Source organism: Fictibacillus iocasae (assembly GCF_042665465.1).
In the GTDB taxonomy this organism is placed as follows: domain Bacteria; phylum Bacillota; class Bacilli; order Bacillales; family Fictibacillaceae; genus Fictibacillus; species Fictibacillus iocasae.
In genome coordinates, this window is the sequence record NZ_JBHTCP010000013.1 from 100831 (window position 1) to 116859 (window position 16029).

Sequence of the window (16029 nt, forward strand, 5' to 3'; positions counted from 1 at the left end):
TTATTGTCCCTCTCCTGCGGCCATGTAACCTTGCCCTGTCTTAGTCTCGATATAGCGCCCGAGCTTCAGTTCATCCAGTTTTTTGCGCAGCCGGTTCACGTTCACGGTAAGCGTGTTGTCGCTCACAAAGCGTTCATCGTCCCATAGGCTTTTGATCAGCTCGTCGCGCGTCACGATTTTGTTTTTGTGTTGCAGCAGTTTTTTTAGGATAAACATCTCATTTTTCGTCAGTTCAATGACTTCTCCGTTTAAGGTGACCGTATTTTTGTCGCTGTCTATCGCTGCACCAAACCACGTTTTTAACGTGATGGCGTCGCTGCTGTAGTTATAGACACGCCGTAGGACAGCCTGGATTTTAGCGATGAGCACGTCAAAATGAAACGGCTTCTGTACAAAGTCATCCGCACCAAGCTGCATCGACATGACCATGTCAGTCGGATGGTCACGAGAGGATAAAAAGAGAATCGGCACGTTAGAATGAGAGCGGATCATCCGGCACCAGTGAAAGCCGTCAAACTTTGGCAGCTGAATATCAATGATCACAAGGTCTGGCTTGACGGTCGTGAATTCCTGCAGAACATTTCCAAAATCCTGAATTCCATGAACCGCGTAGGACCATTGCTGCAGCCTATCTTGTATTTCGGAGAAAAGTGTCGCATCATCTTCAATCAGCAATAATTTAAACATTGTTATGTTCGTTTCTTCGACAGAAATTCAATGCGGTTGTTAAACGGATCGCGAAAGCTGAACCGTGTGACATTCGGAATCGGCTTCTCATTGAACGTTTCCACGCCGTTTTCTTCTAAATAGGCGCGGACTGCCTCAACGTCTTCTACCTCAAACGCTGGATGGCTTTTCGTGTCATAGTTGTCGCGGTTCTCCACGCCTACATGTACCTCAATCTCTCCTGCCTGAAACCAAGCCCCGCCGTTTCCTTTTAACGACTCTGGCTTCTCTTTTTCCGGAAACCCGAGAATATCTGTGTAAAAAGCACGCGCCTCGTTTTCAGCACCTGCCGGAATGCAAAGCTGGATATGATCAAATCTTTTAATCTGGATTTTCATGCTTGGTAGCTCCTCTCATTGGTAGCTGGATAAGTTGCGGTCCGATTAGTCAGGGTCCTTAGTCGGGGTCCGGTACGCGCACCGTATAAAGTGCGGTGCAGCAACATTCATGCTATGTGCGTACCGGACCCTGGTCATTATGTGTCTGACTTTATTATTTCCTTGTGTTATACGCTTGTCAATTAATGGGTTCTGAACACATTTCAATTAACCTGATTGTTTTCTCGTTGTATTTTCCGCTGCTCTCGCCGGATGGGTGCTGTTTCAAGCAAACGTTGCTGCATCAGTGTTTCTGGAATAACGCCTGGTACGGGGCAAGGCTTGCCATCTTCGTCAACTGCGACCATTGTGAGAATTGATGTCGTCGTGAGCTTTTTTTCTTTTTTTAATAGATTTTCAGAGAATACTTCGACGTACACTTCCATCGACGTTCGTCCGGTCGACGCGACGAACGCTTGAAGGATGAGGATGTCTCCGACTTTCGCTGAACCGACAAAATTAACCGAGTCGATTGATGCGGTAACGACGACGGAGTTGCTGTGGCGCATCGCTGTGATAGCGGCAATTTCGTCGATAAACGACAGCACCTGGCCGCCAAAAATCGTATCAATATGGTTCGTATCGGGCGGTATGACGAGCCTCGTCTGGATGGTGTACGACTGGCTGGATGGGACGTTGTAGTTTGAGAGTGTCATGTTGGTTGTGCTCCTTTATGAGTTTATTTATGCTAAAAATGCGCGCCGTTTTAGCGATTTTCGGGGTCGTTCCGCGCCAAAACAGATAGGATGCGAGCGGGTTTGTTAATGTTTCGCGCCGTGCGGATTTGCCGGCGTATTTTTAACTAGTCAACCTCCTCTTCTCAACGGCTTTCGCGCCAACTTTTGGGTTTGCGCGCCACAACTAAAATTTGCGCGCGGTTGGGGCCAGCTTGCGCGCCGAATGAGACCTCTTTCACGCCGTTGTGCGGTTGCGCGCCATTCCACTCACCTTGCGAGCGGATTTCTATCAATTATTTCGATATGCGCGCCACACGTAACAGCTTGCGCGCCAATCGCCGCTCGCCCAAACTCCCCATTAAAAAAGCACCCGTTCCGCATGAAAGCAGAACGGGTGCACAAATAAGCGTTACGAATGAATAACGTTGCGCGGCACCTCCCTATCTTCCGTAGGTTTCTAGTGTCAGTCTTCATGGCAGGTTTCCTGGCTAAGATCATCGTGCTGCTCCTGGCCTTCCCATTCCTTTCAAAAAGTGAACAGTGGCAGTGGCGAAAAATTAGTAGAGAGCACTCTCTTTTACAGTGGCGGGACCGCGCCGGGATGAACCGGACTTCCCTATTAAGCTCTTTATATAAACTAGATAAAAAGAGCACCATAAAGCGATATATGGTTGTTCAATTTTAGTGTAGCATGCGAATGCCGGGGTACGGTACTTTTTCTTGAAAATGCTGGTATAGGTAGTGATTCAATTACATGGTACCGGACCCCCGACTAGTGGTCCCGACTAAACTTGCATACATGCCCCGTCTTTTGTATGATAAACATAATTTCATAGCTTTTCTGCTAGGGGTGCCTGTTAGCCAGGCTGAGATGAGAACGCGTCTGAAGTTCTTTGACCCTTTGAACCTGATCTGGATTATGCCAGCGGAGGGAAGCAGGGCGCAGCCGAAGCACGATACATTCACATGCTATCTGCTTCATTCTACGTATGCAGCCTACTTGCACATTCCCGCCGGGTTCTCTGATCTATAATCATCAGAGCCCGGCTTTTTATTTGGCGTAATACCGAATCACCACGAAAAATGAGGAGGAATTTTTTGATGAACAAGCATGACGTGAACGTACAGCTGCAATCGCCATTTCCAATGAGCCGGAAGGTGTATCACGAGGTCAATGGTATGCGGGTTCCAATGCGCGAGATCTCGCAGCATCCGACGTCCGACAGTCTCGGGCATGAGGAAAACGAACCGATCACCGTGTACGATACGAGCGGGCCGTATACAGATTTGAATTATCGTGCTGACATCACACGTGGATTGCCTGCACTACGCCATAGTTGGATTTTGGAACGCGGTGATGTGGAGGAATACGACGGGCGCACAACTATACCGGAAGATAATGGCTACAAACGTGATGATAGTGCGCCCACAAGAACGGCTGAGTTTCCGTCAAACGGCAGGCGTCCGCTCCGTGCGGCATCTGGCCGAAACGTGACTCAGATGCATTACGCCAGGCGCGGGATTATTACGCCTGAAATGACGTTTGTCGCGGTGCGCGAAGGAATGACGCCGGAGTTCGTGCGTGATGAGGTCGCGTCAGGGCGTGCCATCATCCCATGCAACGTCAACCATCCAGAGCTCGAGCCAATAATCATCGGCCGCCACTTTCATGTGAAAATCAATGCGAACATCGGCAACTCGGCCGTCACATCTTCTGTTGCGGATGAGGTTGAAAAGATGACATGGGCGACACGCTGGGGTGCGGATACGATCATGGACCTCTCGACAGGAAAGAACATACACACGACCCGCGAATGGATTCTCCGCAACTCGCCGGTTCCGGTCGGCACGGTGCCGATTTACCAGGCACTCGAAAAGGTGTCCGGCATCGCGGAAAATTTGACGTGGGACGTGTACCGCGACACGCTGATCGAGCAGGCGGAGCAGGGCGTGGACTATTTTACGATTCATGCCGGTGTGCTGCTGCGGTACATTCCGATGACCGCAAAACGAACAACGGGCATCGTGTCGCGCGGCGGTTCGATTCTCGCCCAGTGGTGCCTCGCCCATCATGAGGAGAATTTTTTATATACGCATTTTGAAGAGATTTGCGAGATTTTAGCAGCGTACGACATTGCCGTGTCGCTCGGTGACGGGCTGCGTCCGGGATCCATTGCCGACGCGAACGATGAGGCGCAGTTTGCTGAGCTCGAGACGCTTGGCGAGCTGACGAAAATTGCCTGGAAGCATGATGTACAGGTGATGATCGAAGGACCAGGACATGTGCCGATGCATATGATCAAAGAAAACGTGGACAAGCAAATGGACATTTGCGGCGAGGCGCCGTTTTATACGCTCGGGCCGCTCACGACTGACATCGCACCAGGATACGACCATATCACGTCTGCGATCGGTGCGGCGATGATCGGCTGGTTTGGGACGGCGATGCTGTGTTATGTGACGCCGAAAGAGCACCTTGGCCTTCCGAATAAAAACGATGTGCGGGAAGGTGTGATCGCCTATAAAATTGCGGCGCATGCGGCAGATCTGGCCAAAGGGCACCCGCGGGCGCAGATCCGTGACAACGCCCTTTCAAAAGCGCGGTTTGAGTTTCGGTGGGAAGATCAGTTTAACTTGTCGCTCGATCCGGAGCGTGCACGCGAGTACCATGACGAAACGCTGCCCGCCGAGGGAGCGAAAACGGCGCACTTCTGCTCAATGTGCGGTCCGAAATTTTGCTCGATGCGCATCTCGCACAATATCCGGAAAACTCATGGCACGGGAGACGGCGGCGGTGGTGTGATGCTGGAAGACGCAGAAAAAGGGATGAAACGAAAAGCAAAGGAGTTCGTGGAAAATGGCGGCAGACTGTACACGTAATTGCACAGTGCTCGTTTTTGCGCTGCTCGCCAAGGTGCGTGAGCTGCAGGAGCAGGTGCACACACTGCAAACCCAGTGCCGCCATGTGTTTGTTGAAACGTCCGAGAGCGACATTCGCACGTGCCTGTCGTGCGGCTATACCGAGGCCGTCATCTGCCGGTTTCCTAACGTGTAAGGAGAGATAAAACCTTAAAAACCTTGGGGTACGGTACCATAACCAGGAAATCCGCGACTTTATCACGATTTTGTCATGAAGTACCGGACCCCATCAGTACCGGACCCCATCTCCCTCCCTTTTTGCCTAAAAATCTGCTGAATTGTGCCGATAACTACAACACAACTATTGACTTCGGCAAAGGGAGAGTGGACAAGGTGAAGCTTCATCCATATCAAAAGGCATTGGTCTTGTTTTTCGTTATTTTTTTATGCGTTTCCTCTATCGCTTCACATGGCGCAGCAAATGGACGCACGTCGTCTGAGGCAACGGTTACGGCAACGAACTTGAATGTGAGATCAGCTCCTGGAACAGCTAGTGAGAGAATCGGCTCTGTCCCACAAGGAGAAACGGTTCAGCTAATCGCCGAGAGCAACGGCTGGTCACAGATTCTCTACAAGGACCTAAACGGCTGGGTACATTCTTCTTTTTTGACTGCTGCGAACCAAGCACACCACGTAACGGCTGCAGCTAATAAAGCAGGAACGGTTACGGCATCTTCTCTTAATGTCCGTAGTCAGCCGCATACAAAAGCGAGCATCACAGGATCCCTTAAGAGCGGAGCTAAAGTGACGATCACAGCAGAGAAAAACGGCTGGGCGAACATTACCTCAGGCCGCCTTTCGGGCTGGGTTTCGTCTGCCTATATCCTTATAGATAAAAAAACAGCAACGCCGCCTCAAGGAAAGCCTGTTAAAAAGCAGAACACCGGCACGGTAACCGCATCTTATCTGAATGTGCGCACCTCGCCGAGCTTGAACGGAACCATTATCGGCGGACTCACCCAGAACAGCAGCGTGACGATTTTACAGGAAAGCAGCGGATGGCTGAACGTCCAGTCCGGTTCATTAAAAGGCTGGGTCAACGGTTCATATATCCAAAAAACGAGCGGAGCATCGGCGCCGAGGACACCTCCGCCAAGCAAGCCGGCCACTCCTGTCAGCGGTGACACACTGACCGTGCTCTACGATAACGTAAATTTGCGGAGCGGTCCATCGACATCGTTTATCGTGGTCGGTACGGCACAGCAGGGAGATACGTTTAAAATCATCAAAAAACAGAACGACTGGGTGCACATCTCGCTGCAAGGCGGAAAAAAGGCTTGGATTGCCGGCTGGCTCGCGTCTGTTTCAACAAAAAGCGGGACTGTACCACCTACATCTCCTCAGCCGCCGGTTCCTGTTAACATCAATTTAAAAGGAAAGCGCATTGTCATTGATCCGGGACACGGAGGAGCCGATCCTGGTGCAGTCGGCAAAGCCTACGGCACGCATGAAGCGATGCTCGCGCTGACCACCGCGCGCCTGCTCGCGACACAGCTCGAAAATGCAGGGGCGACGGTTATTATGACTCGAAGCAGCGATCAGTATGTCTCTCTTTCCTCTCGTGTGCATGTGAGTCATTACCATTTTGCGCATGCGTTCGTCAGTCTGCACTATAACTCTGCTTATGACACCCGGGCGAACGGTCTGCTCACCTTTTATTACGGAAACAAAGATTATGCCCTCGCCAGCTCGATCGACAAGGCGCTATCGGCAGGAAAGACGGGCATTGCAGCGAAAGGAATGCGCATCGGCAATTTTCAAGTATTGCGAACGAACAAACAGCCTTCTGTTCTTGTTGAGCTTGGGTTCTTATCAAATGCCAATGATGAACAAGTAGTTCGGGGTTCACTCTTTCAATCCAGAGCCTCAGCGGCTATCGCAGCTGGACTGATGCAGTATTTTCAATAAGCAGGCTACGAGCCGTAGTTCAATCATGGTTCTCAACACTACACATAAGGAGTCATTTTAATGGAGGCTATTACTCATACGTATCACTTGCCTTTGGTGCTGCTTTCCATTGTGATCGCTATTCTTTCGTCCTATGCCTCACTCGAGCTGGCCGGACAGATCAAAAAGACGGACACCTCTGCCCGCTATATGTGGCTCGTGACCGGCTCGCTGGCGCTTGGGCTTGGAATCTGGTCGATGCATTTTATCGCGATGCTCGCATTTCACCTTTCCATACCGGTCTCGTATCAGATGAACGCTGTGCTTATTTCCATTTTGCCCGCGGTCACTTCGTCTGCCCTTGCTTTTTTCTTGATTAGCAAGCCGATTATGAGAAGGGCGCAGATCCTGCTTGGCGGCCTTTTCATCGCGGCAGGCGTCGTTTGCATGCATTATCTCGGCATGGAGGCGATGAAGATGGGCGCTGTCATCGAGTATGATCCTCTTCTTTTCACGGCGTCTGTCATCATTGCCTTTATCGCGGCGATCACCGCGTTATATCTGCTGTTTTATACCGAATACGAAAGCACGAGCCAGATCAAGTGGCGCAAGGTCGTGAGCGCTTTCGTCATGGGGCTGGCGATATCAGGCATGCATTATACAGGGATGGCTTCTGCTGATTTTGTTCCGCATGATCACCATCAAACGACAGGCATTCCGATCGAACCAATGCTGCTCGCCATACCGATCGGTTCCGGTATTCTTGTCATCTTGGGGTTTGTGTTTATCAGCACCTTTATCGACCGGCGATTTAAACACCAGACACAGCTCTCTGAAAGGAAATTCCGCTCAGTCATCGAATCGGCAAACGACGCGATCATTTTAAGTGACAGCAGCGGACGTATCATTTCGTGGAATGAAGGCGCTGAAAAAATGTTTGGGTATATGAAGCAGGAAGCGCTAGGCAGTCCGCTATCTATCATTATTCCTAAAAAATATCAGGAAGCTCATTCGAAGGGGATGCAGCGGTATCTTGAGACTTCTACTCCGCATGTGATCGGGCGCAGTGTGGAACTCGAGGGCCGCAGAAAAAATGACAGCGTGTTTCCGATCGAGCTGTCTCTTGCAGCATGGAGTGAGGATAAGCTTCTATATTTCAGCAGCATCATCCGGGACATTACAGAACGAAAACGCACAGAAGAAAAAATGAACCAGCTCGTCTATCTTGATCCGCTGACAGGGCTGCCTAACCGCATGCTGCTCAGTGACCGGTTTTCACATGCACTGAAGCAGGCGAGTGAGCATAAGACGAATCTTGGCATTCTGTTCCTTGATATTGACCGGTTCAAATATATTAATGATACCCTCGGCCATGCCGTTGGGGATCAGCTGCTCATCCAGATCGCTAAAATTCTTGAACAGTGCACAGGTGCCGGCCATACGGTCTGCCGCCAGGGCGGTGACGAATTCATCCTGCTGCTTGCCGACACGACTGCCGATAAGATCATGAAAACCGCACAAACCGTTTTGGCGAAGTTTGATAGTGCCATCTGGGTCGATGATTACGAATTATATGTTACCCCTTCCATCGGGATTTCTGTTTACCCTTCTGATGGCGCAGACATGGAAACGCTGATCAAAAATGCGGACATCGCCATGTATCGCGTCAAAGAGCAGGGGAAAAATCATTTTCAATTTTACACACCCGAAATGAACGATCGTGTGATGAAAGAAATGCAGCTGGAGATCGGCCTGAGAAAAGCGTTAGAGCAACAGGAGTTCGAGCTCGTCTATCAGCCGCAGATTGATGTGCGGACAGGTACGCTCACCGGGGCAGAAGCTCTTATCCGCTGGCATCATCCGGAATGGGGAACGATCTCACCTGCCGAGTTCATCCCGATCGCCGAAGAAACCGGGCTGATCCTGCCGATCGGCGAATGGGTGCTGCGCGAAGCTTGCCTGCAGAACAAGAAATGGCAGAGAGAAGGCCATCCTCCCATTCGGATTTCTGTTAACATATCGTCCCGCCAGTTTCAGCAAAACGAGCTCGTGGCCATGGTGCAGAATATCCTGAACACAACAGAACTCGAGCCTCGTTATCTGGAGCTCGAGCTTACAGAGAGCATCATTCAGGATTCGACACATGCGGTTGAGAAAATGCAGCAGCTGAAGAATATGGGGATTCATCTTTCCATTGATGATTTTGGAACCGGCTATTCCTCTTTAAGCTATTTAAAGACCTTTCCGATTAATACGCTGAAAATTGACCGCAGCTTTACAAGCAACATCTACAACGATCCGAAAGATGCTTCGCTTGTCGAAACGATCATTACTATGGCTCATAACCTGGACTTAAAAGTGATCGCAGAAGGCGTGGAGACACAGGAACAACTCTCATTTCTGCAGCAGCGCCAATGTAATGAAGCACAAGGCTACTATTTCAGCCAGCCTATCGCCTCGGCTGACATGGACAAGCTATTGAAAAATCATAAAACGGTATTATCCTGAACCTGCAGAAAAATTCTGCGGGTTTTTTTTGCACTCGTAAAGTGGAGGTCATCGTTAGTTTTGTAACTATGGTCATGGTCGATTTGAGCGCGTAAGATTTGGGGCCAGCCAAGTTATCTTTGTGCTGCTGGCCGTTATGGTTAGAGGCTCGGGCTAGCTCGTTAGTTTTGATGATGAGGGGAACGGGTAATTTTTAACAGAAATCGTTTAATAGGGAGGGAACAGCGATGCCATTTAGCATGACTGCCATCTGGATCTTATTCGGTGCCATGGTGTTAATTCTCGTACTGACTTCGATCATCCGCTTTATCCTGCCGAACTGGCTGGCCACTCTCATCAGCACATTCTTAGTGTTCGCCGCACTCGCCAGCTGGTTTCAGATGCTTGAAAGCTAGTTAACATAATAGGGGTACGGTACCAATTGGGATGTCCTGATCGGTGCCGTACCCCTTTTCTCTTTTCGTTATAGCAGTTTAAACAGCAGTTTTCGCAGCACGGGCATCAAATATTCGGTCAGCTGGCTCGCATCAGGAACGACGACACTCTGCGCGCCGTATATGTTCTGCATCAGCTGCTCTTCTTTTTCCGTCACTTCGCCATTGGCGATGAACATACCGAGCGTCTCGATGCCTTGCTTACGCGTTTTCAGCACCGCCTCATGCGAATCCATGATCCCATGCGTCTCATAATCGAACGCCGCCGGTTCGCCGTCTGAGAACACGAGCAGAAACTTTTGCTTTTCGGTACGCTTCAGCAGTTCTTCTCCCATCCGCCGTATCGCGTAGCCATCACGGTTATCTTCCTGCGGCTCGAGCTGCAGGATGCTGCTGCCGTTTTGATAGAGCGAGCTGCGGTACGAAATCACTTCCTGAAAATAATTCGGCTGTTCTGTGGCGGATGCATCTGCCGCGTCCTCCCAAAATCCGACGACACTATGCGGTATCTTCAGCGATTTAAGCGTTTCATGAAACAGCACGATCCCTTTGTGCGTCTCTTCCATCTTGTTGAACATCGATGCCGAGCAGTCCACGAGCAGCGTGAATGTCGTATCGAGCTCCTGCTGAGACTCTTGTTTTTTGTAAAAAAGGCGCGGGTTGTCATCCGTCACCAGCCGGATCAGCTTCTTTCCGAGGCGGCCAAAATGCAGGTCACCCGCCGGCTGATTCTTTTTGTGCTCCATCGTTTTCAGGAAGCTTTGCTTGAGCTTGGAAACAAACGGAGTGACTTCCGCTTTTATCGCGTCGTATTGGAGAAGCTCGTCTGTATCCGAAGGCTCCGCCTGCTTGTGGTGCTCGGTCACATGGCGGTTCACATGGCCATATGGGTTTGGCGCGTCGCCACTTCCTGGTATGGTGCCGTCTGTTTCCGCTTGTGCATCGGCTGTTTCAGAAAAATCGTTTCCTTGCGCCGACTGAGCGCTCGCTTGCACGCTTCCGAACACCTGATCACCACTCTCCGCCTTACGCGCACCTTCCCCTAGCAAATCCGTACTCGTCCCCTGGTCTAGATCCATCTGCAAAAACGAATCCTGCGGGTCGGACGTTTCATCGTGCCAAGAAGAATACGCCTCCTTCTTTCCTTCATCCTGTTCGTTCTGATCATCATCGATTCTATTACTCGCCCCCGATTTTTTCTCATTTTCACGAGTCAAATCGTTAAACGTTTCACCGTCTTCACCTTCAGCACGATCCGCAAACGAAAAATACGCAGTGGACATGTCAGTGTTTGGAAGATTCGACTGTGACAGTATATCTGCTATGTTCAAAATGATCTCAGCTATTTCGGCTGTTGATTCTGCTTTTCCCAACTCACCAAGCGGGCGCCTCAGCTGCTTGTACAATTCTTGCAGAGTGTCCGGCACTGCCGCAAATCGGCGGTTAGCCAGCAGGACGATATGGCAAAAAAGTGCGTCTATCCAGCGCTTGGCTTGCATGTGCTGGCGATATTGCCGGCTGTAATGCACCAAATACGCCTCTTTACGTACGGCAAACGCCTCCTGCATTCCCTGACGGTCAGCGACACACCACTTTTCCAGACGGAAATCCTCTGAAAACATCAAAATCTGCTTCAGAAATTCTTTTTGCGGATGCTGTGACAAACCCTGCAGTGTCTGCCAAATCACCTGGTCATCGGTATAATAAAACGCCCCGTAAGCCCGCAGATACACGTCTGATTTCCAGCCTTGCAGCTGCATTTCTTTCGGATACGGATTCCAGAACTGGCTCACATGCACGGCAGATAGGTGGCGCTCCAGATAAGAATGAAACGAAAACTCGACTTCCATCTTGTCATCCTTCGAGAGAGCACGCGCCAAGTCAATCAGCTGCATCTGCACGAGTGAATCAATCTTTGTATCCGCAAAAACTAAAAATTTCACCTTCAAACCCTCCGTTCGGAGTCAATACCGGGGTCCGGTACACCCACCGCACGACCCCTTGTCATACGCGGTTCATTGCGGCGGTGTACCGGACCCCGACTAAAAACGACTAAATCCTTTTTAAAACAGCGTGCCGGCTACGTTGCTGACAAGCGCTTTTTCTCTCTGGTCTTCAAGCTTATCCGCGATCGCCCGCTGAACCGCGCGTCTTGGCGGCATATAGACGGATAGATCCGCCGCATCCAGCAACGCACGAATTGATGCCGCTTCTTCTGAAAGATGCCCCGCTTTTGCCTGTGAAACGAGATCCGCCGACAGCTGTACGAACTTCGACAGCACGTCTTCGTCCCCCTGCTGCGATTGGCTGCTCAGCATGCTTTTCAGCGTGTCGCCTTGAATATAAGGGACTTCAATCACAACAAAGCGGTTCTTCAGCGCCTCGTTTAGCGGCACCGTACCGATATAGCCTTCATTAATCGCAGCGATCACGTTGAATCCTGGCTTCGCCTTCACCACTTCACCGGTAAAAGGATTCGCGATCGTTCTTCTATAATCCAGCATGCCGTTTAAAATCGGCAGTGTTTCTGGCTTCGCGATGTTGATTTCATCAATATATAAAAAATGCCCAAGCTCTGCCGCTTTCGTGACAGGACCTGCAATAAAGTCAATTTCCTGCCGACCTTCACGGTAGGAAAGCGTCTTGTGTCCGAGCAATGCCTCTGCATCCAAATCAACAGACGCGTTCACCTGGTGCAGCGGCTGGCCGAAAAGATAGGATAATAGCTCCGCGAGCTTCGTCTTACCAGAGCCCGTCGGTCCTTTCAACAGCACGTTCTTCCCCATCGCGAGTGCGATAACCGCATCCTCCACAATGTTTTCATCAGGAGCTGTATATCCCGCACTGCCGATCAGTTCCTTATATACAGGCTGCAGGTTCTTATCTCGTTCAGCGCGTTCTGTATTCATCTGTTTTTGAAGCATTTCAGGCAGGTTCAATTTCATCATCTATAGATCCTTTCATTGTTCACTAATCTAATCATTTGTCATCAGTATAGCCTCAATAGCTGACTGTTATTTTAGCACACCACTTCCGGGGTCCGGTACTATTACGAATGGTTTCCCAAAACTGGGATGAAGATGCTGCTTCATTTGCCTTTCTAGCAAGGGCTGAAGTGAGTTTGTCTTTTCCACCCGTACAAAATATAAGAAATGTCCATTTCGCGTACCGGACCCCCCTAAAAAATTAACTATTTAAGAGCTAATGAGTGTTTTGATGATGGCAAAGTATTCTCTTACATGCGCTTGCGGAATCGAGGAAATACGAAGAGGAGCGCCTAATCCTTCTGCTTTGATGCCTTGCTTTTTAGCGATGTATTTGGCACGAAACAAGTGAAAGTCGCTTGTTACGATAAGCAGTTTGCCGCTTCGGCTCCTTTTTTCTATCAGCTGGGTGGCATATGCTATATTTTCATGCGTGCTCGTCGCTTTATCCTCAATGATGATGCGCTCTTCTTCGACCCCATTATCCATTAAATAATTTTTCATCACTTGGCCTTCACTGACCTTTTTCCCGAGACCTTTTCCGCCACTAACCACGAACAGCCCTTTGTTATGTAGAGAATCGAATTCGAGCGCTTTATCAAGCCTTGCTTTCAGTACAGCGCCAGGACGGCCATCCTTCGTTCCGGCTCCAAGTATGAGAATCGTTTCAGCACGACTGTCTACCTTTTTAGGATCGGTAACGGCACTTGTGAGAATAAAAGATTCCAAAACGATGACAGCAGCAAAGGCACATACCCCGGCTGCCCAAAATGCCAAACGATGCTTTCTATACCATCCCACACTTTGTTCGAACCATTTAGCCGCCGTGAGCAGCAGCATTCCCAAAACAAGAAAAAATGCTAGACCTGCGTCCATATTCGTTGTCTGCGCTACCATCGCCAGCGCATAGATGACGCTCCCTGCCCCAACTATCCATAACCATTTCCTCACCACTATTCGCCTCATTTCACTAAATTAAACAGCCGATTTGTCCACCCCAAGCGGAAAATCGCGTAAAGATGTCCATTTCGCGTACCGGACCCCTAAATTGATTGCGTTACGCCTATCGTGACAAAATGCCCACTGCTTGTCTACATATTCAGGAAAATAGACTCAAGGGAAATCAGAATATTTTGTCAAATTAAAGCAGTATGCAAATTAGAGAGGACGTGTATGGGTTGAAAAAGAACACAAAAACAATGCTTGCTTCACTTAGTTTAACAGCCACTATGATTTTAGGGGCTTTTGGCGCACCTAGTCATGAGGCAAAAGCAGCAGAATCAAAACCATTTCTTGTCTTGTTCAAAAGTGAAAGTTCACTTCCTGCAGACTATGAAAAATTAATCACGGATGCAGGCGGTTCTATTAAAAAAGCGATAGGGAAAATGGGCGCGGTACAGGTCACTTCCGCTAATCCAGATTTTGAGTCGCAGATTGAAAGATCGAGCGCCGTTTTAGAAGCGGGCGTTGAGAACACCATCATGCCTGACGCACCGGTGTTCGAGCAGGAACTCGATGCCACTCTAGCGACTGGTGATCTTTATCAAGCACTTCAGTGGGATATTAAACAAGTAACGAAAAACGGGGCATCATGGAGCTTGCCAGGCGGAACAGGAAAATCCGTTGACGGCAAGGATATCGTTGTAGCGGTAGTCGATACAGGAATCGACTACAACCATCCGGATCTAAAAGCCAATTATGCATACGGTAAATCGTTTGTGCCAGGGTTTCCTGATGCGATGGATCAGAACGGCCATGGCACGCACGTAGCGGGTTCTATCGCGGCAAAAGGCCGTACGATGGGAATCGGTCCTGATCTAAAAGTGGCCGCTTACCGCGTGTTCGGTCCGACTGGCGGAGCCGCTACAGCTGATATCGCCAACGCCCTCATGACAGCAGCGGATGACAATGTGGATGTCGTGAACATGAGCCTGGGCGGCTATGACTGGTTCCAGAATCCTGATTATGCAACAAAAGACACGGTCGAGGACGTGCGTCTGTTCAACCGCGCCATTCAGTACGCGATCAAGAAAGGGGTGACCGTTGTCGGCTCTGCCGGAAATAACGGTGTAGACATTTCAAGCCCTGGCAAGCTCTCTGGCGACGATAACGGTGCGACCCACCGCAGCCCGAGCTCTCAGACACTGATCCGTGTTTCTGCTGGCGGCGAAGCGAAAAACCTTGCATTCTATTCAAACTATGGAGTCGGAAAAATTGATGTGATGGCGCCAGGCGGCGATTACGGATTAAAGTACGCTGAGACACGCAATCCTCTTGATGCTGATAGAACGAAGCTTTGCCTCGCTACCGTCCCTGGCGGCGGCTATGGCTACAAAGCAGGAACGTCCATGGCTGCTCCAAAGGTAGCCGCACTTGCGGGCGTAATCATCGCACAGCATGGAAAAGATGTGCTATCTCCTTCGCAGGTGAAGCACATCCTACAAAGCTCTTCTGACGATGTGTTCAAAACAGGCTATGACGGCGAATCTGGCTTCGGACTTGTGAACGCTGTTAACGCTCTTCAATAAAAATAAAGCAAAACAAGGGGTCCGGTACCAAGTGTACCGGACCCCTCTTTGTTGTTTTATTGAAGCGGAGGCTGATTGTTTTGTGCAGTGGCAAACCCGTTCATGATCTGGTCCATATCCTGCTCTGCCAGCTGCGGTACCTGGTAATAATGGTTCTTGTTCTGCCAGATGGACAGTTCGTACGCCATCTCGATCCAGTTCGGCACACTATCAGCAAGTACACGGCGCAAAACAGGGTTGGAAACCTCCGTTGTTGCCATCCCTCTCAGTGATGCGTTTGATTTTACCGTACCAAGCATGAGGGCAGAAAGTGCCTGATCGTTGAGTTCATTGACTGAAGCAGCTGGCTTTTGCGGCTGTCCGCCGCTTTTCATGCCATATGTCCAATTATTCTCTTGTGTCATATTGTATGACTGTGTCCTCATCTCAGGGTCCTGGCCGGTTTGAAATGCTTGCAGGCAAGCATTGTACTCCTGACAGATAAACTGGTACTGCTTCTCCACAATCTGCTTCAGTTCTGCATCCTTAATATGCTGCTTGCACAGTGTAAATAAATTCAATGTCCCAATCGCACCAGAAAGAATCTCAGATACATCGAACATCTCGTGACCGCCATGGTTATGGCGTGGTCCAACCTGTCCTGTATGCATGTTCTCATGCAAAAATGCCGGGTTTTGGGGCTGAATAGGGTTCAAGCCTGTTCCATTCATTGGGTTTTGGTTTTGGTTTTCCATTGTCGATTACCTCCAAGCGATAGTCATTCGGGGATTATTCTCTAACAAAAAAGCCATCCTTATTCATCTTTCATTTCCGAGGAAATAAGCCAGCAAACGACAAAAAAATTGCAGCAAATTGCCGAAAAAGATAGCCACCTGCATGGTTTTGGAGCATATGCCTTAAAGCAATCACTTAAAAGCGAGGAATAACAGGCATGATTTTGGGTACTGCACCATTTTTCTTTCCTCTTAATCAACGCTACAATAAAGTTC

Annotated in this window: 13 protein-coding genes and 2 riboswitches; of the genes, 6 read left to right on the forward strand and 7 right to left on the reverse strand. The window is 49.6% G+C overall.

Features of this window, described 5'->3' with window-relative positions:
• From ACFQPF_RS07175 to ACFQPF_RS07185, 3 genes are all read right to left on the reverse strand, one after another.
• Entirely contained in the window at positions 1-687 is a 687-nt protein-coding gene (locus tag ACFQPF_RS07175) for a response regulator transcription factor (RefSeq protein WP_379748032.1), read from the reverse strand.
• Positions 688-689: 2 nt separating this feature from the next.
• Entirely contained in the window at positions 690-1064 is a 375-nt protein-coding gene (locus ACFQPF_RS07180; protein WP_379748034.1) for a VOC family protein, read from the reverse strand.
• A 203-nt stretch (positions 1065-1267) separates the two neighbouring features.
• Complete coding sequence (locus tag ACFQPF_RS07185) at positions 1268-1759, reverse strand: acyl-CoA thioesterase (RefSeq protein WP_379748036.1); 492 nt, start codon at positions 1757-1759, stop codon at positions 1268-1270.
• 478 nt (positions 1760-2237) lie between these two features.
• Positions 2238-2453: riboswitch (cobalamin riboswitch) on the reverse strand.
• Positions 2454-2616: 163 nt separating this feature from the next.
• Positions 2617-2731, forward strand: a riboswitch (TPP riboswitch).
• Between the two features lie 150 nt (positions 2732-2881).
• On the opposite strand from ACFQPF_RS07185, the gene thiC reads away from it, so the two are divergent.
• The 5 genes from thiC to ACFQPF_RS07210 all read left to right on the forward strand — a co-directional run bounded on the left by thiC (position 2882) and on the right by ACFQPF_RS07210 (position 9489).
• Positions 2882-4660, forward strand: coding sequence for a phosphomethylpyrimidine synthase ThiC (gene thiC / locus ACFQPF_RS07190; protein WP_379748038.1), 1779 nt, complete (start codon positions 2882-2884; stop codon positions 4658-4660).
• Positions 4638-4835, forward strand: a complete 198-nt coding sequence (locus ACFQPF_RS07195) for a hypothetical protein (RefSeq protein ID WP_379748040.1) — start codon at positions 4638-4640, stop codon at positions 4833-4835. The genes thiC and ACFQPF_RS07195 overlap by 23 nt, the downstream gene beginning before the upstream one ends.
• A gap of 197 nt (positions 4836-5032) precedes the next feature.
• Positions 5033-6607 carry an N-acetylmuramoyl-L-alanine amidase family protein gene (locus tag ACFQPF_RS07200; RefSeq protein WP_379748042.1) on the forward strand — a complete coding sequence of 525 codons (1575 nt, stop codon included), beginning with the start codon at positions 5033-5035 and terminating at the stop codon, positions 6605-6607.
• Positions 6608-6667: 60 nt separating this feature from the next.
• Positions 6668-9094, forward strand: coding sequence for an EAL domain-containing protein (locus ACFQPF_RS07205; protein ID WP_379748044.1), 2427 nt, complete (start codon positions 6668-6670; stop codon positions 9092-9094).
• A gap of 227 nt (positions 9095-9321) precedes the next feature.
• Entirely contained in the window at positions 9322-9489 is a 168-nt protein-coding gene (locus tag ACFQPF_RS07210; RefSeq protein ID WP_379748046.1) for a hypothetical protein, read from the forward strand.
• A 68-nt stretch (positions 9490-9557) separates the two neighbouring features.
• On the opposite strand, the gene ACFQPF_RS07215 is transcribed toward ACFQPF_RS07210, so the two are convergent.
• From ACFQPF_RS07215 to ACFQPF_RS07225, 3 genes are all read right to left on the reverse strand, one after another.
• Entirely contained in the window at positions 9558-11471 is a 1914-nt protein-coding gene (locus tag ACFQPF_RS07215; RefSeq protein ID WP_379748048.1) for a vWA domain-containing protein, read from the reverse strand.
• Between the two features lie 120 nt (positions 11472-11591).
• Complete coding sequence (locus ACFQPF_RS07220; RefSeq protein ID WP_379748050.1) at positions 11592-12476, reverse strand: ATP-binding protein; 885 nt, start codon at positions 12474-12476, stop codon at positions 11592-11594.
• 246 nt (positions 12477-12722) lie between these two features.
• Positions 12723-13463: a YdcF family protein gene (locus ACFQPF_RS07225; RefSeq protein ID WP_379748052.1), complete on the reverse strand. Its 741-nt coding sequence runs from the start codon at positions 13461-13463 to the stop codon at positions 12723-12725.
• A gap of 218 nt (positions 13464-13681) precedes the next feature.
• Here ACFQPF_RS07225 and ACFQPF_RS07230 point away from each other — a divergent pair, with 218 nt between their 5' ends.
• Complete coding sequence (locus tag ACFQPF_RS07230; RefSeq protein ID WP_379748477.1) at positions 13682-15040, forward strand: S8 family serine peptidase; 1359 nt, start codon at positions 13682-13684, stop codon at positions 15038-15040.
• A gap of 56 nt (positions 15041-15096) precedes the next feature.
• Here the strand turns inward: ACFQPF_RS07230 and ACFQPF_RS07235 are convergent, their stop codons facing one another.
• Complete coding sequence (locus ACFQPF_RS07235; protein WP_379748054.1) at positions 15097-15774, reverse strand: spore coat protein; 678 nt, start codon at positions 15772-15774, stop codon at positions 15097-15099.
• Between the last annotated feature and the right edge of the window lie 255 nt (positions 15775-16029).